General features: G+C 66.1%; 16 protein-coding genes. 5 read left to right on the top strand and 11 right to left on the bottom strand.

What is annotated here, in order from left to right:
- Positions 1-150 precede the first annotated feature (150 nt).
- The gene (locus tag ACI2KK_RS17750; protein WP_369989159.1) at positions 151-1,347 is read left to right on the top strand and encodes a class I SAM-dependent rRNA methyltransferase; all 1,197 of its coding nucleotides are present in this window, start codon (positions 151-153) and stop codon (positions 1,345-1,347) included.
- A 351-nt stretch (positions 1,348-1,698) separates the two neighbouring features.
- Here the strand turns inward: ACI2KK_RS17750 and ACI2KK_RS17745 are convergent, their stop codons facing one another.
- The 3 genes from ACI2KK_RS17745 to ACI2KK_RS17735 form a co-directional block, all read right to left on the bottom strand.
- Positions 1,699-2,775 (bottom strand): phosphatidylinositol-specific phospholipase C, encoded by a 1,077-nt coding sequence (locus tag ACI2KK_RS17745; RefSeq protein ID WP_404669885.1) that lies wholly within the window; start codon positions 2,773-2,775, stop codon positions 1,699-1,701.
- 72 nt (positions 2,776-2,847) lie between these two features.
- A complete protein-coding gene (locus ACI2KK_RS17740) occupies positions 2,848-4,191 on the bottom strand; it encodes a DUF4153 domain-containing protein (RefSeq protein ID WP_404669884.1) in 1,344 nt (447 codons plus the stop codon).
- Positions 4,188-5,852, bottom strand: a complete 1,665-nt coding sequence (locus tag ACI2KK_RS17735) for a DUF4153 domain-containing protein (protein ID WP_404669883.1) — start codon at positions 5,850-5,852, stop codon at positions 4,188-4,190. Before ACI2KK_RS17735 ends, ACI2KK_RS17740 begins: the two co-directional genes overlap by 4 nt.
- Before the next feature lie 299 nt (positions 5,853-6,151).
- Between ACI2KK_RS17735 and ilvD the strand changes: the two genes are divergently transcribed.
- Positions 6,152-7,993, top strand: coding sequence for a dihydroxy-acid dehydratase (ilvD, locus tag ACI2KK_RS17730; RefSeq protein ID WP_404669882.1), 1,842 nt, complete (start codon positions 6,152-6,154; stop codon positions 7,991-7,993).
- Between the two features lie 227 nt (positions 7,994-8,220).
- Here the strand turns inward: ilvD and ACI2KK_RS17725 are convergent, their stop codons facing one another.
- Positions 8,221-9,279 carry a haloacid dehalogenase-like hydrolase gene (locus ACI2KK_RS17725; RefSeq protein ID WP_404669881.1) on the bottom strand — a complete coding sequence of 353 codons (1,059 nt, stop codon included), beginning with the start codon at positions 9,277-9,279 and terminating at the stop codon, positions 8,221-8,223.
- Between the two features lie 240 nt (positions 9,280-9,519).
- Here ACI2KK_RS17725 and ACI2KK_RS17720 point away from each other — a divergent pair, with 240 nt between their 5' ends.
- Entirely contained in the window at positions 9,520-10,911 is a 1,392-nt protein-coding gene (locus tag ACI2KK_RS17720; RefSeq protein ID WP_217841319.1) for an L-cystine transporter, read from the top strand.
- 69 nt (positions 10,912-10,980) lie between these two features.
- On the opposite strand, the gene ACI2KK_RS17715 is transcribed toward ACI2KK_RS17720, so the two are convergent.
- The 4 genes from ACI2KK_RS17715 to ACI2KK_RS17700 form a co-directional block, all read right to left on the bottom strand.
- The gene (locus ACI2KK_RS17715) at positions 10,981-13,377 is read right to left on the bottom strand and encodes a TonB-dependent siderophore receptor (RefSeq protein ID WP_404669911.1); all 2,397 of its coding nucleotides are present in this window, start codon (positions 13,375-13,377) and stop codon (positions 10,981-10,983) included.
- Positions 13,378-13,492: 115 nt separating this feature from the next.
- Entirely contained in the window at positions 13,493-14,437 is a 945-nt protein-coding gene (locus ACI2KK_RS17710) for a FecR family protein (RefSeq protein ID WP_404669880.1), read from the bottom strand.
- 29 nt (positions 14,438-14,466) lie between these two features.
- The gene (locus ACI2KK_RS17705; protein ID WP_404669879.1) at positions 14,467-15,000 is read right to left on the bottom strand and encodes an RNA polymerase sigma factor; all 534 of its coding nucleotides are present in this window, start codon (positions 14,998-15,000) and stop codon (positions 14,467-14,469) included.
- Positions 15,001-15,206: 206 nt separating this feature from the next.
- Positions 15,207-15,722: a dihydrofolate reductase gene (locus ACI2KK_RS17700; RefSeq protein ID WP_404669878.1), complete on the bottom strand. Its 516-nt coding sequence runs from the start codon at positions 15,720-15,722 to the stop codon at positions 15,207-15,209.
- A 54-nt stretch (positions 15,723-15,776) separates the two neighbouring features.
- Here ACI2KK_RS17700 and ACI2KK_RS17695 point away from each other — a divergent pair, with 54 nt between their 5' ends.
- Entirely contained in the window at positions 15,777-17,168 is a 1,392-nt protein-coding gene (locus ACI2KK_RS17695; RefSeq protein WP_404669910.1) for a DUF2868 domain-containing protein, read from the top strand.
- The gene (locus tag ACI2KK_RS17690; protein WP_404669877.1) at positions 17,161-18,525 is read left to right on the top strand and encodes a GTPase/DUF3482 domain-containing protein; all 1,365 of its coding nucleotides are present in this window, start codon (positions 17,161-17,163) and stop codon (positions 18,523-18,525) included. Before ACI2KK_RS17695 ends, ACI2KK_RS17690 begins: the two co-directional genes overlap by 8 nt.
- A gap of 461 nt (positions 18,526-18,986) precedes the next feature.
- Here ACI2KK_RS17690 and ACI2KK_RS17685 read toward each other — a convergent pair whose 3' ends face one another.
- From ACI2KK_RS17685 to ACI2KK_RS17675, 3 genes are all read right to left on the bottom strand, one after another.
- Positions 18,987-19,532 carry a phosphonate degradation HD-domain oxygenase gene (locus tag ACI2KK_RS17685; protein WP_404669876.1) on the bottom strand — a complete coding sequence of 182 codons (546 nt, stop codon included), beginning with the start codon at positions 19,530-19,532 and terminating at the stop codon, positions 18,987-18,989.
- Between the two features lie 143 nt (positions 19,533-19,675).
- Complete coding sequence (locus ACI2KK_RS17680; RefSeq protein WP_404669875.1) at positions 19,676-20,698, bottom strand: putative 2-aminoethylphosphonate ABC transporter substrate-binding protein; 1,023 nt, start codon at positions 20,696-20,698, stop codon at positions 19,676-19,678.
- A 29-nt stretch (positions 20,699-20,727) separates the two neighbouring features.
- Positions 20,728-22,452, bottom strand: a complete 1,725-nt coding sequence (locus tag ACI2KK_RS17675) for a putative 2-aminoethylphosphonate ABC transporter permease subunit (protein WP_404669874.1) — start codon at positions 22,450-22,452, stop codon at positions 20,728-20,730.

The raw sequence follows: 22,452 nt of genomic DNA, 5'->3' as shown, positions 1-22,452 counted from the left end.
TTTTCTTTAGGTTTGGCGGCCCTATCGCCGGCAAGCCGGCTCCTACAGGGGAACGCAGCCACCTGTATGGCCCGTGAAGATGACGACCGGCCCGAGCAAGCCTCGGCCCCAACAGGCTATACTCCCGCTCTTTTTTCCCGGAGCGACGTCATGTCCCTGCCCAGCCTTCGCCTCAAAGCCAACGCCGACCGCCGCCTGCGCGCCGGCCACCTGTGGGTCTACAGCAATGAAGTCGACGTTGCCGCGACCCCGCTGCAGGGCCTGAAGGCCGGCCAGCAGGCCATCCTCGAAGCGGCCAACGGCAAGCCCCTGGGCGTTGTGGCCCTGAGCCCGAACAACCTGATCTGCGCCCGCCTGCTGTCGCGCGACATCAAGTTGCCGCTGGACAAGTCGCTGCTGGTGCACCGCCTGAACGTGGCCCTGTCGCTGCGCGAGCGCCTGTTCGACAAACCGTGCTACCGCCTGGTGTACGGCGATTCCGACCTGCTGCCGGGCCTGGTGGTGGACCGCTTCTTCGACATTCTGGTGGTGCAGCTGGCCTCGGCCACCATGGAAGCGCACAAGGACGACGTGATCGCCGCCCTGGTGCAGGTGCTCAAGCCCAGCGGCATCCTGTTCAAGAACGACTCCGCCGCGCGTGACGCCGAAGGCCTGGAGCGCTATGTCGAAACCGTCTACGGCGAAGTGCCGGACTGGGTCGCCCTGGAAGAAAACGGCGTGAAGTTCGAAGCCCCGGTACGTGAAGGGCAGAAGACCGGCTGGTTCTACGACCACCGCATGAACCGTGCGCGCCTGGCCCCCTACGTGAAGGGCAAGCGGGTACTGGACCTGTTCAGCTACATCGGTGGCTGGGGCGTGCAGGCCGGCGCGTTCGGCGCCAGCGAAGTGTTCTGCGTGGATGCCTCGGGCTTTGCCCTGGACGGCGTCGAGCGCAACGCCCAGCTGAACGGCATCGGCGACAAGCTGACCTGCATCGAAGGTGACGTGTTCGAGGCCCTGCGCGAGCTGAAAGCCGCCGAAGAGCGCTTTGACGTGATCGTTGCCGACCCGCCCGCCTTCATCAAGCGCAAGAAGGACCTGAAAAACGGCGAGGCCGCCTACCGCCGCCTCAACGAACAGGCCATGCGCATGCTGAGCAAGGACGGCATCCTGGTCAGCGCCTCGTGCTCGATGCACCTGCCCGAGGACGACCTGCACAACATCCTGCTGACCAGCGCCCGCCACCTGGACCGCAACCTGCAACTGCTCGAGCGCGGCGGCCAGGGCCCGGACCACCCGGTGCACCCGGCCATCAGCGAAACCCGCTACATCAAGAGCATCACCTGCCGCCTGCTGCCCAACAGCTGATCGGCAGCCCTTTCGGGCCGCGCTGTCGCGCAGGGAACTACAGGCGCAAGCGCGCCCCGGCACCTATGGGGCTTGGCACGGGCTTCGCCCGTGTTCGCGGGCAAGCCCGCTCCCACAGGGATAGCGCCAGCTTTTAGAAATTGAGCAAGACAGTTGCTCCCACAGGGACTGCATAAGCTTCAGACCAGTGCCGTACCTGTAGGAGCCGGCTTGCCGGCGATGAGGCCGGCACAGGCAGCACAAGACAATCGCTACCCCTCTGCACCGAGCCCCATCAGCGCGGATTGAAGTCCAGCTCCACGCCTTCAAGTTTCAGGGTCTTGTACCTTGGCGGCTGTGCCTGGCGCCCGGTCAGCGCCCAAGATCATGGGTGGGGTGATGGTTGTTGGCGATGATGTTGGCGATCAACGACTCACCAGGAAAGTCCGCCATGATGATGCCTACGGTCCGCCTTAGCGGTGCAGGGCCGTTCAGGTCCTTGATATCGTCGCGGGCGAGGGTGTTGGTGCCTTCGAAGGAAATCGAGCAGACCCGCACCAGGCAGGTTGTCCTTGGAAAGAACGGGTACCAGTCGACATCCCCCAGGGCCAGCAGCCCGGTGGACAGCCTGGCCGCATCCGTTGCCGAGCTGACATGCCCGCTGGCGACGAAATAAGGAAATGACCCGACACTGCCGGACAGGTAGTTCACATAGAAGGTACCTGGGTCGCCCCCCGCGGCGCGGTGCAGGTGGCGCCGGACCTTGAGGTACTTTTCGTGCAGGTCCCAGTTGGTTTTCAGGGTCGAGTCGTCCTGGATATCGAAGCTTGCATAGCTCAGCCCCAGGCTATTGAGTTCGGCGATGTTGGACAGCACGACGAACTTCCCGCGTGCCTGGCCGAGTGTGACGTCGCTGGCGGGCGACTTGAGGAAAACGCCCGAGAACTGGTCCATATAACGGTTGAAGACCTGCTCAAGGCTCAGGGTCGCATCGCTGGCGGCGGTGTGCTCCTCCTTGATGCGAAACAGCACGGTTTCGCTGGGGTTCGCCTTGAGAAAGTGCTCAATCGACTGCAGTGCGTTGCCGAACATCTTGTCCAGGTAGACCGAACCATGGTGCAGCGCGAACGCGTCGCCCGTACGTCGAATGCGCAGGTCGAGCACGCGGATGCCGTATTTGAGCTGCTCATCGAAACTGAGTGTCTGGGTGCGCACGATGTCATCGACGATCGGAAACACACTGATGTCGAAGGTGGCCGAATCATGGGTGCCGGCAAGGGCCAACTCGCTCAACCGCACGTCGTCGCGGATCGCGCTCATCCAGGCGCTCTTGTCGGTGAACGCATCCTTGGCGTCGTGGGAATAGGCATCGTCAGAGTGAGGGAAGGCCAAGCTGGCAAGCGCGTAGAAAAGCCCGAGCATGCCGATCAGGGGGTGGAACAGTCGCATGGGGTGTCCTCCCGGGACAACGGAAACTACGGCCACCCTAGGCGGCTGACACCCCCAGAAGGTGTTGGATAGTTACCGATTCTCGGCTCGCTCGCGGTATGCCGTGACCTCGGCCAGCTTCGCACGCAACAGCTCGCGCCCCGGCAGCCCCTGCAACTCCCCACCCTCAAGCCGCACCTGTAGCACATCGAATGCTTCGCGCCCCGGCTTGCCCAGCCGCCAGTACAAATCGCCGGCATCGAAGTCGGCAATGGCCAGCCGCCCGTCGAGCACCCGCGCCACCTGGCTGCGGGCGCTGAGTGCAAATGGGTCGTTCAGGGGCGAAAAGAACAGCACCAGTGCCAGCCCGGCAAACAAGGCCAGCCCCGGGTTGCTGGCACGCAGGCGGCCCAGCCAGGTGCTCCCGGCCCCCCACACCGCCCAGGCCGCTGCCAGCCCATGCAGCAGCATCAGCGCCACCAGCAGCAAAGCCAGCAGCCGCAGAGGGGTCACGCCATACTGCTCGATGCGCAACCCGCACGCCCACGCCGCCAGCCCCACCAGCACCGGCAGGCACAGCAGGCTGGCCTCGACCAGGCGCCTGAGCGGGGCGCAACCGGCCGCCCACGGGCGTTCATGCCCAAGCACCCCGTTCACCAGCAACAGTTCGACGCCCACCAGCGCCAGCAACAGGAGCGTTGCCTGAGCGCTGGCCCAGAGCGCTTGCACACCGATGAACGGCAGCAGCAAGGTCAGCAGCACCACGGCCGAGGCAACCAGGGGCAGCAGCAGACGACACAGGTTCAGCGCCAGGCCGCGCAGCAGGCCGATGAGCCTGACGTTGCGTTGCGCCATGTGCAGCCCGAATGCGAATGCCAGGAAACAGCCGATATCTTCTACCGGCCTCATGCAGATCTGGACGGTGGTGTACGAAACACCCAGCCTCACGAGCTGCAGGCTGCAGTAATAGAGCAGGGCCCAGAACAGCAGCATGGTAAACAGCGCCACCAGCACGATTAAGGGCGTGTCCCAGGCATGCCGGGCCAGGTCCTGGTAGCGCAAGCGCAGCCCGTGGCCGGCCGGCCAGGCGAGGGTGAACACCGTCCCGATGTAGGCCAGCGCGGGAACACAGGCGAGCCAGTAGTACCAGAGCCCCTCTTCCTCTGTGTAGGCATGAGTCCACAGGCTGATAGCGCCGACCAACAGCACAAGGCCCGCCACCAGCCAGAGCGTGCCGCGTTGCAGCACCGCCGCACCGAGCAATAGCAGGTTGCCCCCGACCACCACGATGGCCGCATACAGGGCGAGGCCCAGCCCTTTCTCCGTGACCCAGCCGGTGGAAAACGCAGCCTGGAACAACAGCCCCTGCAGCAACCCGACCAGCAGGCAATACCCCAACGATCGACTCCACCCGTGGGGTGCCGGGCTGCCAGTCACTGCTCGAACTCCTGGCGCAGCTCCTGGCCAGCAAAACTCAGGGTCTTGTAACGCGGCGTCACCGCCTTCACCGTCCCCTGCCGGATCTGCTCGAGCATTTCGTCGAAGTTCTGCGCGCGGGTGTGCAGGCTGCCGACCTTGCGCCAACCCGCGCCGTCCTGGGTGTACACGTTCAAGCGCGCGTTGTAGGTGCCCCGGGGAATCACCAGCACTTCATCGCGCCCATCGCCGCCCAGGTCGACCGCCCACAGGTAGCAGCCGTCGTCGCACAAGTAGAGGTTGTCGGAAGCCCCGGTGATGGTCTCGACCCCCGGTTGCTGCGGCCCCAGCCATTCGAATGTCGGTGCCCGCTCCTCGAGCCAGCCCGGTTTGGCCATGGCCATGGCCGCCAGCAACTGCTTGCGCGTGGCCGGGTCGAACAATTCGTCGCGCTTCAGGCGCTGCTCAAGTTGCGTAAAGGCCACGATCCCCGGGGTGCCCAGCGAGCCGTACAGTGCCTGGGCATCGAAGTCGGCGGGTGGGGTGCGGCCACTGAGCAGGCGCTCGACCTGGCTGTCGGTGCTGCGGCCCAGGGGGTCGATCACCGGCGAGAAGTACAGCACCAGCAACACGGCGCTGAGCACGGCGACCCAGGGGTTGCTGTAACGCAGGCTGCCCAGCCAGGTGGCGCTGCGCCCCAGCACCGCCCAGGCCGCCGCCAGCCCGTGCACCAGCATCACCGCCACCAGCAGCAGGGCGAAGATGCGCGAGGGGGTCAGGCCATACTGCTCCACCCGCAGCCAGCTCGACCAAGCGGCCAGGCCGGCCAGCACCGGCATGCACAGCAGGCAGGCCTCCACCAGGCGCCGCAGAAGCCGCGGGTAGGCGCTACCCGCCTGGCCGTCCTGGAACACGCCATTGACCAAAAACAGGTTGATACCCACCAGGGTCAGCAGGATGGTAGTGGACTGGCCGGTGGCCCAGATCGCCTGCACACCGGTGAACGGCAGCGCCAGGGTGAACAGCACGGTGATCAGCGCACCGAGCGGCAGCAGGAAGCGGCACAAGGTCAGCAGGATGCCGCGCAGCAGGCCGATGACTTTCTCGTTCTGCCGGCCCATGCGCATCCCCAGCGAGAACACCACCGGCAGCGAGAGCGAGATGACTGTGTGGCTGCTCAGCAGCGCCTCCACCCGGGCGATGCCGAGCATCGTGAACAACTTCATGCTCAGCGCCAGCAGGCTCAGGAACAGCCCGGTCAGCAGCAGCGCCAGCAGCACGATGAACACGTTGTTCCAGGCGTGCCGGAACAGGTCCTGGTAGCGCGGCCAGCCGCCCGCCCGGGTTGGCCAGGCGAGGATGAAGGCAATACCGATGTAGCTCAGCACCCCTGCGCAGAACACCCCGGTCTGCAGTACCCAGGCGCTGAGGCCATCGCTGTACAGCCAGTACACCTGGCCACCGATCAACAGGGCCAGGCCCAGCACCAGCCAGACGGTGCCCCGCTGGCGCACCGTGGCCCCGAGCAGTTGCAGCTCGGCACCGGCCACCAGCACGGCCGCGCACAGCCCATAGGGCAGGCCGGGCAGGAGGAAGTAGTCGCTGGTGGCGAGGTAAAGCGCCAGGCCCTGGATCAGGCCGATGGCGATGTAATACGACAGGGAACGCATTGAAGCTGGCATTGCAAATCCTTTTGGCCAGTCGAGGGCGCGCAAGTCTACCCAATGCCTCGGGTTGAAAGCCAAGGCCGTGCTGGCGCGGCCAATTATCACAACGCCATTCCCTCACCGGCGCGGCGGTGTAGAATCGGCCTATTCATCGCCAGTCATCCCCGGCGGGTTTATGAGCTCTGGTCGAGCCTGCGGCGATCCCGCGCGGACATCGGCCCCCATCCTTGCCGCTGGCAACCGGCCACGGCGTTTCAGGACAAGAGAAGCTCACTCTCCTACTAGTGACCTGATTAAGCCGCCCGGAGCAGCCAATGCCTGATTATCGTTCCAAGACCTCCACCCACGGCCGCAACATGGCCGGCGCCCGTGCCCTGTGGCGCGCCACCGGGATGAAGGACGAAGACTTCAAAAAGCCGATCATCGCCATCGCCAACTCGTTCACCCAGTTCGTCCCGGGCCACGTGCACCTGAAGGACCTGGGCCAGCTGGTCGCCCGCGAGATCGAACGCGCCGGTGGCGTGGCCAAGGAATTCAACACCATCGCCGTGGATGACGGCATCGCCATGGGCCACGACGGCATGCTGTACTCGCTGCCCAGCCGCGAGATCATCGCCGACGCCGTCGAGTACATGGTCAACGCCCACTGCGCCGACGCCATCGTGTGCATCTCCAACTGCGACAAGATCACCCCCGGCATGCTGATGGCCGCCCTGCGCCTGAACATCCCGGTGATCTTCGTTTCCGGCGGCCCGATGGAAGCCGGCAAGACCAAGCTGGCCAGCCACGGCCTGGACCTGGTCGACGCCATGGTGATCGCCGCCGACTCCAGCGCCAGTGACGAAAAAGTCGCCGAGTACGAGCGCAGCGCCTGCCCGACCTGCGGTTCGTGCTCCGGCATGTTCACCGCCAACTCGATGAACTGCCTGACCGAAGCGCTGGGCCTGGCCCTGCCGGGCAACGGTTCGACCCTGGCCACCCACTCCGACCGTGAGCAACTGTTCCTCACCGCTGGCCGCACCATCGTCGAGCTGTGCAAGCGCTACTACCAGGAAAACGACGAGTCGGTGCTGCCGCGCAGCATCGCCAACTTCAAGGCGTTCGAGAACGCCATGATGCTGGACATCGCCATGGGCGGCTCGACCAACACCATCCTGCACCTGCTGGCCGCGGCCCAGGAAGGCGAGGTGGCGTTCGACCTGCGTGACATCGACCGCCTGTCGCGCAAGGTGCCGCAGCTGTGCAAGGTGGCGCCGAACATCCAGAAGTACCACATGGAAGATGTGCACCGCGCCGGTGGCATTTTCAGCATCCTCGGCTCGCTGGCCCGTGGCGGCCTGCTGCACACCGACCTGCCGACCGTGCACAGCGCCAGCATGGAAGAAGCCATCGCCAAGTGGGACATCACCCAGACCGATGATGAAGCCGTGCACACCTTCTTCAAGGCAGGCCCGGCCGGCATCCCGACGCAAACCGCATTCAGCCAGTCGACCCGTTGGGAAACCCTCGACGACGACCGTGAAAACGGCTGCATCCGCAGCTTCGAGCACGCCTACTCGCAAGAGGGCGGCCTGGCTGTGCTGTACGGCAACATCGCGCTGGATGGCTGCGTGGTGAAGACCGCTGGCGTGGACGAGTCGATCCATGTGTTCGAGGGCAACGCGAAGATCTTCGAAAGCCAGGACAGCGCCGTGCGCGGCATCCTCGCCGACGAAGTGAAGGCCGGTGACATCGTCATCATTCGCTACGAAGGCCCGAAAGGCGGCCCGGGCATGCAAGAGATGCTCTACCCGACCTCGTACCTGAAGTCCAAGGGCCTGGGCAAGGCGTGCGCCCTGCTCACCGACGGCCGCTTCTCGGGCGGCACCTCGGGCCTGTCCATCGGCCACGCCTCGCCGGAAGCTGCCGCTGGCGGCGCCATCGGCCTGGTGCAGGACGGCGACAAGGTGCTGATCGACATCCCCAACCGTTCGATCAACCTGCTGGTCAGCGACGAAGAGCTGGCCGCGCGCCGTGTCGAGCAGGACAAGAAGGGCTGGAAGCCGGCCGAAGTACGCCCACGCAAGGTGACCACCGCGCTGAAGGCCTACGCCCTGCTGGCCACCAGTGCCGACAAGGGTGCGGTGCGTAACAAGGCGATGCTCGAAGGGCTGTGAGGCTTTGAGGGTGTGACACAAGAACCGGCGCCTTGAGCGCCGGTTTTTTTATGGCTGTGGATAAGTCTGGGCAATGAGGGTCGCGGGTTCTGTAGGAGCGGCCTTGTGTCGCGAAAGGGTCGCGTAGCGGCCCCAGGATATCGGCCGCATGCAGGTTCGGCGGGGCTGCTGCGCAGCCCTTTCGCGACACAAGGCCGCTCCTACACAGGGGATGCGTTCGCAGGCTGTTACTGAATCTGCTCCGGCGTCACAATCACCCAGTTCTTGTCCGCAGTCACCGGCAACCCTTCCTTGGCCTGGGCCGCAGCATTTTTGCTGATCATCCCGTTCAACTGGTCCATGTACTTGGCCTTGCGGTTTATCCACAGGTGGATGCCGCCCTTGTTCACGTCCACGCCATGGAACTGCATGTAGCCATCACTGGTCGGCGTATCGCCGCCCACCAGCACAGGCTTCTTCCACTCATCGATGTAGGTGAGGATGGCCGCCTGCTTGCCCGCCATCCAGGTGGCCGGGGTCCACAGGTAGGGGGTCAGCTCGAGGTTTTCGTTGGCCTTGGCGTCATAGTGCCCGGCGCTGATCTGCTTGCGCGCGGTAGTCAGCTGGCCGCTCTGGCGGTCCTTGAGCAGCAGGCTGACGCCGATCACGTTCTGCGGTTTGACGTTGTAGCCGTACTTGGGGTCCGAGGCGACCATGCGCACCAGCTCCTCGGAGGCGGCGGAGATCACATACACCTCGATGCCGTTCTCCATCAGCTTGTTGTACAGCTCGGCCTGGCCTGCGAAGACCTTCGGCGGCTGCACCTCGGTGCTCTTGACCTGGTCACCCTCGAAGTAGGTGGCCGGCACCGGCTTGCCCGAGGCCATCAGCTCGTCCACCTGCACCTTCAACTCCTTGAGGGTGAAGCCCGAGAACACCTGGGCCACCCAGGGGTAGCAGACCATGTCGTCGAGTTCGCACAGGCGGTAGTAGTAGCTGAACAGGCTTTCCTTGTGCCCGGCGGTATCCTTGAACGGGATCAGCTTGAGCGAGGGGTCGAGCTTGTCGCGGCTCAGCAGGCCCTTGTTCTCCATGTACGGCAACAGCGCTTCTTCGAGGTCGTAGCGGTAGCTGGTGTTGTCCATGTCGAACACCGCGTAGTTGCCCTTGTTGGCATTGGCGGCAATCATCGCGTCCAGCTGCTTGGCGGCTTCGGCCGGCCAGTGCTTGAGCTCGGTGGCTGCCCAGCTGCTGGCACTCAGCAACAGGGCCAGGCCGCCGGCAACGAGGCTTGGAACAGACTTCATGGGCAGTTCTCCAAAGACGTGGCCGTTCAACCCTAGACCCCTTTGGTGACAAACGGTCGCTTGTGACCGACGCTGAAAAAGCCCTCAACGCCCCCGGCATATCCAATAGCGACACCGCGTTATGCCAAAAACGACTATGCACATTACTTTTGGGTATAAATTCGTTTGTTTTCAGGCTGTTAGCATTTGCGTTCGCAATCGCTCACAGAAGCGATGCCACTTTTGAATTCTGGAGCTGCAATGAACCTGCCCCTGTCTCTGAACCTGCTGGCGTTCCTGGCGCTGTTGCTGGGCCTGTCGCAAACCGGCCGCACCGACTGGAGCCTGGCCAAGAAAGTGCTGCTGGGCCTGGCCCTGGGCGTCGGCTTCGGCCTGGTGCTGCACAGCATCTACGGCGCCGGCCACCCGGTACTCAAGGCCACCATCGGCTGGCTCGACCTGGTCGGCAACGGCTACGTCGGCCTGCTGCAAATGATCGTCATGCCGCTGATCTTCGCCTCGATCCTCAGCGCCGTGGCCCGCCTGCACAACGCCTCGAGCCTGGGCCGCATCAGCGTGCTGAGCATCGGCACGCTGCTGCTGACCACCGCCATCGCCGCGCTGCTGGGCATTGTGCTGAGCAACCTGTTCGGCCTGAGCGCCGAGGGCCTGGTGGCCGGCGCGCAGGAAAGCGCACGCCTGCAGGCCATCCACAGCGACTACGCAGGCAAGGTCGCCGACCTCAACATCCCGCAACTGCTGCTGTCGTTCATCCCCAGCAACCCGGTGGGCGACCTGGCCCGGGCCAAACCGACCTCAATCATCAGCGTGGTGATTTTCGCGGTGTTCCTGGGCCTGGCCGCGTTGCAGCTGCTCAAGGATGACAAGGACAAGGGCGAGCGCGCGCTGTCGGCCATCGACGTGCTGCAAGCCTGGGTAATGCGCCTGGTGCGCCTGGTGATGAAGCTCACCCCCTATGGCGTGCTGGCGCTGATGACCAAGGTGGTGGCCAGCTCCAACCTTGAAGACATCCTCAAGCTGGGCAGCTTCGTGCTGGTGTCGTACATCGGCCTGGGCCTGATGTTCGTGGTGCACGGGGTGATCCAGGCCATGACCGGGGTCAACCCGCTGCGCTTCTTGCGCAAGGTGTGGCCGGTACTGACCTTCGCCTTCACCAGCCGCTCCAGCGCGGCCAGCATCCCGCTGAACATCGAGGCGCAAACCCAGCGCCTGGGCGTGCCGCAGTCGATTGCCAGCTTCAGTGCCTCGTTCGGCACCACCATCGGCCAGAACGGCTGCGCCGGCCTGTACCCGGCCATGCTGGCGGTGATGGTCGCGGCGGCCATGGGTATCAATACCTTCGACCCGCTGTGGATCGCCACCCTGGTGGCCATCGTCACCCTGAGCTCGGCGGGTGTGGCCGGCGTGGGCGGCGGTGCCACCTTCGCCGCGCTGATCGTGCTGCCGGCCATGGGCCTGCCGGTGGAGCTGGTGGCGCTGCTGATTTCGGTGGAGCCGTTGATCGACATGGGCCGCACGGCGTTGAACGTGAACGGTTCGATGACCGCGGGTGTGGTGACCAGCCAGTTGCTCAAGCAGACCGACCAGCAGGTGCTGGCCGGGGATGAGCATGCCGCGTTGAGCCATACCTGAAGACAATCGCGGGGCAAGCCCGCTCCCACGACCTGCGTGGGAGCGGGCTTGCCCCGCGATGGGCGTCACTCAATAACTGGCCCGCACCGACAACGTCAGGTTGCGCGGCTCGCCATAGAAGTTCGAGCCCCAGGCGCTGTCCACCCGCTCGTAGTACTTGCGATCGAACAGGTTGTTGGCCGTGAGCGTGGTCGACAGGTGCTTGTTGAAGCGGTACCCCACCTGCGCCGTGGCCACGCTGTAGCCGCCCTGCACGAAGTCGATCGAGTTGCGCGTGTAATAGGTGGCGCTGACCACCCGCACGCCCCCACCCACGCTGAACCCTTCGAGCACCCCGTCGCTGAAGCCATAGCGCGTCCACAGGTTGAAGTTGTGCTTGGGGGTGATGCTGATGCCCTGGTAGCCGCCTTCGTTCGCCGACTCCAGGCGCGTGAAGGCGTAACCGGTGCTGATGCTCCAGTTGTCGGTCAGGTTGCCGGCAAGCTCGGTCTCCCAGCCCTGACTGCGCACCTTGGCCTGGGCCTCGTAGTAAGGGGTCTGGCCGATCTGCTCGGCGCGGTTTTCGTCATAGATGCGAAACACCGACACGCTGGCGTTCAGGCGCCCGTCGTAGAACTCGCGCTTGAGCCCCATCTCGTACTGCTTGCCCTCCCGGGGCGCCACCGTGCCGTCGTTACCTTCGGCCGCAAGCTGGGTTTGTGGCTTGAACACCGTGGTGTAGCTGGCATAGGCCGACAGCTCCGGGGTGAGCTTGGCGACCACCGCGCCGTAAGGGATGACCTTGCGCCGAATGCTGGTGTGCGGGTCGGAGAACTCGTTGAAGAACGTGTTGAAGTTGTGCCCGTCGCTGTCGAACCAGATCACCCGGCTGCCAAGGATCACATCGAGCCAGTCGTTGGCGCTGATCTTGGTGCGTGCGTACAGCCCGTACTGGTTGGATTTCGACGAGTTGCCGTTGTCCAGGGCGTAGTCGATGCGCGGGATGTCGATGCTGCCGGGGTCGAACACGTTGATGTCGAACCACTCGCGCCCGCCGTACAAAAAGTCCTTGTCGACATGCTGGTAGTCGGCGCCCACGGTCAGCTCGTGGGTACGCCCGAATGCTTCGACCGGCCGGGTGACGAAGCTGTCCAGGCCCAGGGTCTTGATGTGCGTGTAGTACTTGTAGGCCACCGCCGAGCTGGCGCCGGTCGCCGGGTTGACGGCATCGTCGGTCCAGGTGAAGTTGCGGATCGGCGCCTCGGCGTCGCGGTAGGTCAGCGAGCTCTTGAACTGGCCGCCATCATCCAGCGCATGGTCCACCTCGAAGAAGCCCTCCCACACCCGCTCGTCCATTTCGTTCCATTTGGCGTCGACGAAGGTCGAGCGGCTGACATCCAGCAGCTTGCCGTCGGCATACGCCGGCAGGCCGAACGCCGGGGTGGACTTGTTGCGCTGGTAAGCGCCGCCCAGCGACAGCGTGGTGGCCGGCGACAGGTCGTATTCCAGGCGCCCGTACACCATCGGCCGCTCGTTCTGCGCATAGTCGACGAACGCCTGGTTGTTCTCGTAGGCGGTGACGAAGCGCCCGCGCAGGCTGCCATCGCTGTTCAGGGGGCCGGCGACATCGACCATGGAGTGGTAGCGGTCGTAGCTGCCCGCAGAAAACTCCCCGGCGAGGGCGAACTGGCCCAGGGCGCGCTTGCGCACCAGGTTGACCGTGCCACCCGGCTCGCCCGCGCCCTGGTACAGGCCACCGGGCCCGCGCAGCACCTCGACGCGGTCGTACATGGCCAGGTCGAAGGCGGTGGCCATGTCGCCCTGCCCGGTCGGCTGGGTGACGCCGTCCACCTGCACCTGGTCCACCGGGAAGCCGCGCATGTACACATCGTTGAGGTTGGAGCCGGTGTTGTAGCTCTTGATGGTGGCCCCGGTCACCTGGCGCATGGCGTCCTGCAGGCTGTTCATGTTCTGGTCGTCGAGGCGCTGACGGGTAAGCACCGACACCGACTGCGGGATATCCTTGAGCTTCTGCTCGCCCTTGCCCAGGGTCAGCGCGCCGGTGGTGTAGGAGCCGCTGTTCTCGGTGGTGGCGCCCAGCTGGCGGCTGTTGATGTTGGTGGCGCCCAGTTGCAGCGAACTGTCGCCGGCATCGCGCTGGCGCTGCAGGGTGACGCTGTCGGCGTCGATGTAGGCGGCGCTCAGGCCGGTGCCCTGGAGCAGGCGGGCCAGCGCCTGGTCTTGTGGATAACTACCGCTCAGGCCCGGCGAGCGCAGCCCCTGGGTGAACTCGCCCGGCACCAGCACCTGCACCCGGGTGACCGCACTGAAGGCCGCCAGGGCCGAGTCCAGCGATTGCGCCGGGATCTCGAAACGGTACAGCTGCGCCTGGGCGGCAGCCTTGGCCTGCATGGGCGCGGCCAGCGCCGTGCTGCCCAGGGCGATGGCAAGGCCCAGCACGGTCCGAGTGGCAGTGGTTTTCATCAGTGGAGCTCCCCGAAATCATCCAAGTCATGGGTGGCGCTGCACTGCTTGAGAGTGCTTATTATTTGCGCCTGCCCATTCAAGGACGACGGGGTCGCCGCAAACCCCGAAACTTTTTTCAGCTTTCGCGCAGGATGCGCAGCCAGGGGGTGAATTGCTCGCTGTGCACGCCGAGGGTGTGGGCCAGGGCCTTGAGCACGGCCTCGGGCTTGTCGATCTCGAACACCCCGGACACCTTGCGCTGGCGCAGGGCATCACCGAGCACCAGGGTCTGCCCGGGCCAATAGCGGTTGAGCTCGGCCACCACCTCGCCCAGCGGCTGCTGGCTGAACACCAGCTGGCGCTGGCGCCAGGCAAAGGCCCGGGCAGGCTCGAACGGGTGCACGGCACCGGCGCCGGCGGCGGCGTACTCCACCGCCTGGCCCGGCTGCAGGAACACCCCGGGGCCACTGCCGGCCTGCACCTGAACCTTGCCCTGGGCCAGTTGCACGCGGGTCTGGCGGGTTTCGCGGGCGACGCTGAACTGGGTGCCGACCACCTTTACCCAACCATCGCCGGCACGCACCACGAATGGCCGCCCGGGGTCACGGCTGACCTCAAACCAGGCCTCGCCGCGCAGCAGGCGCACCCGGCGCTCGGCTGGCGCCAGCTCCACCTGCACGGCGCTGTCGGTGTTCAGCTGAATACGCGAACCATCGGCCAGCAGCACCGTGCGCGACTGCCCGGTGCCAGTGGCGTAGTCGGCGCGCCAGCGGTCGAGCCACGGCGTCTGGCTGACCAGCACGGCAAGCAGCAACGCCGCAGCCACCGCGCCCAGCCGCCGGGGCCAGGCGCGGCGCAGGCGCCACTGCTGGCGTTGCTGTTCACGCAACTGCTGCGCCGGGGCCTGCAAGGCACCGAGCAAGGCGATCACCTCGGCCCAGGCCTGGGCATGGCCTGGGGCCTGCGCCTGCCAGGCTGCACAGGCCAGCCGCTCGGCCTCGGTCACATCCTCGGCGTGCAGGCGGTAGTACCAGGCGGTGGCGTCGGCGAACAGGCGTTCGCTGTCGGGCAGGTCACTCATCGATGTGTCGGTGTTCCCAGGTTCGCGGCTCATGGGCGCGGCCCCCGCGTGTCGCCGGCCAGGCGCTTTTTGATGAACGCACGGCAGTCGAGCAGGGCGCAGCGCAGCTGGTACTCGACGCTGCGCGGGGTGACGTTCATGCGCTCGCCGATCTCGCGGTAGGTGCAGCCGTCGACATGATAGAGCAGGAAGATATGCCGGGTCGCCTCAGGCAGCGCCTGGATGGCCGCCTGCATCAGCGCCTGCTCCTGCTGCGCGGCCAGTTGCTCGTCGGCACCGGGGGCGTTGCAGGCCAGGGCTTCGCTGGGCTCGCCGCCATCCAGGCGCTCGCGGCGGATGACCTGGCGCTGATGGTCGCGCACCAGGTTGCTGGCGATGGTGAAGAGAAACGCCGGCAGGTTGTCGATCTGCTTGTCGGCCGGCAGCCGCGCCAGGCGCAGAAACGATTCCTGGGTCAGGTCGGCGGCCACCTGGGCGTTGCCGGTGCGCCGTGCGACGAAGGCTTCGAGGGCCTTCTTGTGCTCGGTGAACAGCCGGGCGATCTGCTTGTTCCATGAAGACACGGCACGTCCTGGCTCAAGGTCTCAAGAGGTGCGCACGCTAGCAGAAGATGAGATGTATTCGCAATTGCTGTGTATCAGGGGGGCGCTATGCGCCCCTATCGCGACACAAGGCCGCTCCTACAGAGATCGCACAGCCTTCAAATCTGCGCTGTACCTGTAGGAGCGGCCTTGTGTCGCGAAAGGGCTGCAAAGCAGCCCCGACAATCTCAAACTTTGTCCCACACCTCGAAGTGATACGCAGGCTTGCCTTCCTCAGCCTGCGCCTCGCTCGAAGCCAACGTCCACTGCCCCTTGTCGAACTCAGGGAACCACGCATCCCCCTCGGGCGACAGCTCGACCCGGGTCAGGTACATGCGGCTCACCAGCCCCTTTTCCAGCGCCTGTGCATAAAGCTGCGCCCCGCCGATCAGCATCAGTTCGTCGACGCCTTGCTCGCGCGCCCACTGCTCGGCCCGCACCCGCGCGGCCTCCAGCGAGGCAAACACCTCGGCCCCCTGCAACTGCAGCCCGGCCTGGCGGCTGACCACGATATTCAAGCGCCCGGGCAATGGCCGGCCCAGCGAGTCCCAGGTCTTGCGGCCCATGATGATCGGCTTGCCCAGGGTGGTGGCCTTGAAGTACTTGAAGTCCCCCGGCAGGTGCCAGGGCATGGAATTGTCGATGCCGATCACGCGGTTCTCGGCGAGCGCCGCGATCAGGCTGAGGGGGAGTGAGGTAGTCATGCCGGCGAGGATAGCACCGGGCACGTGGGTTATGCTTGCCCCCTGACCTGTGCACTGGAAGACCTTGTGACTGCACCCACTCCACTGGACAAACGCTGGCTCACCGAAGCGGTGCGCCTGCGCGAGGAACACGCCGGCCCCCTGGAGGACCAGGAGGCCAACCGCCACGCCCGCCAGCAGGGCGGCGACCTGGCGGCGCGCATCGAGGCCCGCGCCCTGTGGCTGGCCGAACGCGACGGCATGGCCGAGGCCCTGCGCCACTGGAAGCAGGGCGCACGCCTGGCGCTGCTGGCGTTGATGATCGCAGCGGTGCTCAGCGGCGCCGGCCTGGGCCTGGCGGCGCTGGGCGACGGGCAGCGGCCGGTCAATGTGTTCTGGGCCCTGGGTAGCCTGCTGGGGCTCAACCTGCTGTTGCTGGTCGGCTGGGCCCTGGGCTTTTTCTTCGCAGGCGAACAGGGCGCGGCACTGGGCCGAGTGTGGCTGTGGCTGAGCGAACGCCTGGCCCGCGATGCCAAGGCCGCGCAACTGGCACCGGCATTGCTGGTGCTGTTGCAGCGCCAGCGCCTGAACCGCTGGCTGCTGGGCCTGCTGGTACACGGCCTGTGGCTACTGGCGATGCTGGCAGCTCTGGGCATGTTGCTGGCGCTGCTGGCCACCCGGCGCTATGGCTTCGTCTGGGAAACCACCCTGCTGGCTGCCGATCCGTTCATCACCCTGACCCAGGCCCTCGGCGCCCTGCCCTCGCTGCTGGGTTTTGCCGTGCCGGACGAGGCGATGATCCGCGCCAGCGGCGCCGGCCTGCCGGCACTGGATATCGCCCGCCAGGCCTGGGCCAGCTGGTTGCTCGGTGTGGTGCTGGTATACGGCCTGCTGCCACGCCTGACGCTGGCGGCGCTGTGCCTGTGGCGCTGGCGCCAAGGGCGCGAGCGCTTGACGCTGGACCTGAGCCTGCCCGGCTACGCGCAACTGCGTGAGGCGCTGATGCCGCGCAGCGAGCGGATCGGCGTGCAAGACGCCGCCCCCGACAGCCTGCCGTGTTTCGCCGCCGGCCAACTGGAAAGCGCCAGCACTGGCGCCCTGCTGGTAGGCCTGGAGCTGGACGAGCTGCGCCCCTGGCCGCCGGCGCTACCCCACGGCATCACCAACGCCGGCGTGCTCGACAGCCGCGAGTCGCGCAACAAGCTGCTGGAACAGCTCAGCCGCTTCCCCCCGGCGCGCCTGGCGATTGCCTGCGACCCGCGCCGCTCGCCCGACCGTGGCAGCCTGGCGCTGCTGGCGGAGCTGGCGCGCAATGCCGGCGCCACGCGCATCTGGCTGCTGCAGGCCGAGCCCGGCCAAGCCATCGACGCCGCGCGCCTGGGTGACTGGCACGAAGCCCTCGACCGCCTCGGCCTGCCCCACGCCGACACCTCGCCTTTGACCTGGCTGGAGCATGGCCATGACTGAGCCGCTGAAACTGGCCGTGGTCGGCCACACCAACGTCGGCAAAACCTCGCTGCTGCGCACCCTCACCCGCGATGTGGGCTTTGGCGAGGTGTCGCACCGCCCCAGCACCACCCGGCATGTCGAAGGGGCGCGGCTGTCGGTGGACGGCGAGCCGCTGCTGGAGCTGTACGACACACCGGGCCTGGAAGACGCCATCGCCCTGCTCGACTACCTCGAACGCCTGGAGCGCCCCGGCGAGCGACTGGACGGCCCGGCCCGGCTTGAACGCTTTCTGCAGGGCAGCGAGGCGCGCCAGCGCTTCGAGCAGGAGGCCAAGGTGCTGCGCCAGCTGCTGGCAAGCAATGCCGGGCTGTACGTGATCGACGCCCGCGAGCCGGTGCTGGCCAAGTACCGCGACGAGCTGGAAGTGCTGGCCAGTTGCGGCAAGCCATTGCTGCCGGTGCTCAACTTCGTTGCCAGCGATTCGCACCGCGAACCGCAGTGGCGCGAGGCCCTGGCCCGTCTGGGCCTGCATGCGCTGGTGCGCTTCGACAGCGTGGCGCCGCCCGAGGATGGCGAACGGCGCCTGTACGAAAGCCTGGCGCTGCTGCTGGAAGACGCCCGCCCGGCCCTGCAACGGCTGATCGACGACCAGCAGGCCCAGCGCGAGGCGCGCCGGCACAGCGGCAGGCGGCTGATCGCCGAACTGCTGCTGGACTGCGCCGCCTGCCGGCGCAGCGTCGAGGCCGAGCCTGCCGCCGAGGCCCGTGCCGTCGAGGCGCTGCGCCAGGACGTGCGCCAGCGCGAGCAACGCTGCGTGGAGGCGCTGCTCAAGCTGTATGCGTTCCGCCGCGAGGACGCCAATGCCTGCGACCTGCCGCTGCTCGACGGGCGCTGGGGCGATGACTTGTTCAACCCGGAAACCCTCAAGCTGCTGGGCGTGCGCCTGGGCAGCGGAGTGGCGGCCGGTGCGGCGGCGGGCGCCGGGGTAGACCTGCTGGTGGGTGGCCTGACGCTGGGCGCCGCGGCCTTGGCCGGAGCGATTGCCGGGGGCGCGGTGCAGACCGCGCGCAACTATGGCGCGCGGCTGCTGGGCAAGCTCAAGGGCAAGCGCGAGCTGACCGTGGACGACACCGTGCTGCGCTTGCTGGCGTTGCGTCAGCAGCAGTTGATGGTGGCGCTGGATGGGCGTGGGCATGCGGCGCAGGACAGCATCCGGCTGGGGGCCGTGGATGAGAAGGCCTGGCGCGAGGGCAAGTTGCCCGAGGCGCTGGGCAAGGCCCGGGCGCATCCGCAGTGGTCGACGTTGGACCCGGGAGCCAAGGTGAATCAGGCGGAGCGCCAGGAGCAGTTGGAGAAACTGGTGGGGGACCTTTAGGGCCATCCCTTTCAAGGTGTTTGCGTCAGGGCTGGCAGGTGCTCGCCGAGGGTTCGCGTCAGGGCCTCCAGGTGCTCGCCACAACCCTTGCAGCGCCTATCAGATCGAGCGCCGCCCGCGCGGCGCATCGCGACGCAAGGCCGCTCCTACATCTGTTTCGGGCCAGTTACGTCTGTGAAAGTATCGGCGCCTGCCTTGGTGCATGTCTTGAGTCATGTGGAGTGGCGACAATGCCCACGCTGAAACCGCGTCGTACCAACAAGGCGGACCAGGTGATGGCACAGAACAGACTGGCCCGAAACAGATGTAGGAGCGGCCTTGTGTCGCGATGCGCCGCGCGGGCGGCGCTCGATCTCATAGGCGCTGCAAGGGTTGTGGCGAGCACCTGGCAGCCCTGACGCGAACACCTTGAAAGGTATGACCTTTAGGGCCCTATCGCCGGCAAGCCCTGCGAGCAAAAATCAAAGCAACGCCAAAGCCTTGGCCTTCAGCACTTCAAGATCCACCAACGCCACCCCCACCTCCTTGGCCATTTCATCCCACTCGCGCATGCGCAGGCTCACGGCAAACAGCGGGTCACGCTCGAACGCATCGGCCTCGGCGTCGTTCATCACCCCGCCCTGATACGCCAGCGTGCGCCGGCTGGCCTCGCTCAAGCGCTGGTAGTAGCCGGGCTGGCGCAAGGTCAGGTAGCGCTTGGCCTCGACGTGGTATTGCACCAGCCGCGCCAGGCGCTCGCTGAAGCCCGCCCGGCGCAGGTACTCGGCGCCGATGCGCTCGTGGCTGGCCACGCCAAAGCCGCCCATCTGCTCGCCTTCGCACAGGTGGCCGATGTCGTGGAAGAACGCCGCTAATACCACCTCGTCGTCATAGCCCTCGACCATGGCCAGCTGGGCGGCCTGGGACATGTGCTCGAGCTGGGTGATGGCTTCGCCGATGTAGTCGGCGCTGCCGTGCAGTTCATATAAAGCGAACGTGATGTCGATGATCTGGGTTGGAGTGGGCATCAAGATGGTGTCCTGGCTTGATGGCATGCTTGCTTCTTCGCGGGTAAACCCGCTCCCACAGGGATATCACAGGCCTTTAGCCCTGCAACGTACCTGTGGGAGCGGGTTCACCCGCGAAAGGGCCAGCCCTGCCAAGTGGAAGGTTACTGCTGGGCGACTTTCTCCGACTTGCCGTCATAACGCTTGCGCCACTCGCTCAAGATCTCGTCGCGGTTCTTCGAGGCCCAGGCGAAGTCGTTCTTGATCAGGCGCTGCTCGTAGTCCGCCGGCAGCTCGGTCTGCGGCTTGGCGATGCCTGGGGCGGCCAGTACGGCGAAGTTCTCCTTGTACAGCTCCATGGCGGTGGGGCTTGCCGAAAAATCAGCCAGGCGCTTGGCCGCATCGGCCTTGGGCGAACCCTTGATCACCGCAGTGGCCTCGATTTCCCAGCCCAGGCCTTCCTTGGGCAGCACGATATCCAGCGGCGCGCCCTGGCGCTTGAGCTGCACCGCCGGGTACTCGAACGAGATGCCGATCGGGAACTCGCCGGCAGCCGCCAGCTTGCAAGGCTTGGAGCCGGAATGAACGTACTGGCCGATGTTCTGGTGCAGGGCGTCCATGTAGGCCCAGCCCTGGGGCTCGCCGAAGGTCTGCAGCCAGGCGCTCACATCCAGAAAACCGGTGCCCGACGAGGCCGGGTTGGGCATGACGATCTTGCCCTTGTACTCAGGCTTGGTCAGGTCCTGCCAGCTCACCGGCTTGCTCAGGCCCTGTTTTTCGGCTTCGACGGTATTGAAGCAAATGGTCGCGGCCCACACGTCCATGCCCACCCAGGCCGGCGGGTTGGCGGCGTCGCGGTAGTTGCCGGAGATCTTGCCCAAATCCTTCGGCGCGTAGGCTTCGAGCATGCCGTTCTGGTCGAGGATGGCCAGGCTGGAGGCGGCCAGGCCCCAGACTGCGTCGGCCTGCGGGCGGTCTTTCTCGGCCAGCAGCTTGGCGGTGATGATGCCGGTGGAGTCGCGCACCCACTTGATCTCGATGTCCGGGTTGGCCTTTTCGAAGGCCTGCTTGTAGCTCTTGAGCTGCTCGGCTTCCAGGGCGGTGTAGACGGTCAGCTGGGTGGCGGCCGAGGCCTGCAGGCTGAACACGGCGGATACGGCAGCGGCAAGTGCAAAAGGCTTGAACATGATGCGTTTCCTATGGGGTGGGCAGTCGGTCAATGGCCGGGCGCGCGCTGGCGCCAGGCCTGGGAGCGGCGCAACAGGCCGCGGGAAGCTGCGGCCAGCAGCAGCGAGGCGCCGGCACTGGTGAGCAGAATCAAGGTGGACATGGCGGCAGCGCCGCCGACGTTGCCGGCATCGTCCATGTTCAGCACGGCGACGGCGGCAAGGATGGTGTCGGGGCTGTACAGGAAGATCGCCGCCGACACCGTGGTCATGGCCGAGACGAACAGGTAGCGGATGATGTCCAGCAGCGCCGGCAGGCAGATCGGCACGGTGACCCGCAAAAAGTGCCTGTACAGCGGCGCCTTGAGCGACAGTGCGGCGGCCTCGAACTCGCCGTCGAGCTGGCGCAGGGCGGTGGTGGCGGTCATCTGCGCGGTGGTCAGGTAGTGGGCGATGGTGCACAGCACCAGCAGCGCCATGCTGCCGTACAGCACATGCAGCGGGTTGCCGGTGAGGTTGAAGAAGAATACGTAGCCCAGGCCCAGCACCAGCCCGGGCACGGCCATGGGGATGAAGCTAAGCAGGCGCAGGCTTTGGTTGAGCAGGCGCTGGCCGGAGGTTTTCTCCATCAGGTAGGCGCCGGTGAAGATCACCACGCTGCCGATCAGCGCGGTGCACAGGGCCATGGTCACGCTGTTGCGGTAGGCCAGCCAGCCGCCGCCGGCGGTGTCATCGAACATATAGTGCTTGAGCGACAGCGACAGGTTGTACGGCCAGAATTTGACCAAGGAGGAGTACACCGCCATGCCGATCACCGCCAGCAACGCGGCGCACACCAGCAGCACCAGCGCCAGGTAACAACCGTCGCGCAGCTTGCACGGCTTGGGTTCGAACACCTGGGCACGGCCGCTCATGGCCTCGCCCTGGCGCCGGCGCAGCCAGGCGTCCACCGCAAAGCTGAGCAGCGCCGGCACCAGCAGCACCATGCCGATCAGCGCGCCGCGGCCGAACTGCTGCTGGCCGACCACCGCCTTGTAGGCTTCCAGCGCCAGCACCTGGTAGTCGCCGCCCACCACCACCGGCACACCGAAGTCGGTGATGGTCAGGGTGAACACCAGGCAAAACGCCGCGAACACCGCCTGGCGCGTGGCCGGCCAGGTGATGCTGCAAAACGCCCGGGCGGGGCCGGCGCCCATGCTGGAGGCGGCATCGAACAGCCGCGCATCGGCCAGCGACAGGGCCGACAGCAGAATCATCAGCGCGTGGGGGAAGGTGTAGATGACCTCGCCAACAACGATGCCCCAAAAGCCATAGATGTTGTCGCTGAGCAGCCCGCGCAACAGCCCCTGGTTGCCGAACAGGTACACCAGGGCGATGGCCGGCAGCATCGACGGCGCCAGCAGCGGCAGCAGTGAAATACCGCGCCACACGCCCTTGGCCGGAATCAGCGTGCGTTGCAGGGCGTAGGCGAACAGGTAGGCCAGCGGCACCACGATGGCGGCCACGGTGAAAGCCACCGACAGGCTGTTGCCCAGCAGCCAGTGGAAGTTCTCGCTGGCGAACAGTTCGCGGGCGGCCAGCAGGCCACCACCCTGGCCAGCCTCACCACTGAAGCCTTTCCAGAAGATCGCCAGCAACGGCAGCAGCACCGCCAGCACCAGCACAAGCAGCAACAGGCTCTTGCCGCCGACCACGAACAAGCGGTCCCCCAGGGCGGCGCCGTTGCGCGGTACGGGCTTGGCAGCGCTGAGCGGCAGGGTCATGGGCGCGGCCAT

It is taken from the genome of Pseudomonas sp. NPDC089406, from assembly GCF_044900265.1.
Taxonomy (GTDB): Bacteria; Pseudomonadota; Gammaproteobacteria; order Pseudomonadales; family Pseudomonadaceae; genus Aquipseudomonas; species Aquipseudomonas fakonensis.
The sequence above is the reverse complement of the archived record's forward strand: the minus strand, read 5'-3'. Positions and strand labels throughout refer to the sequence as shown.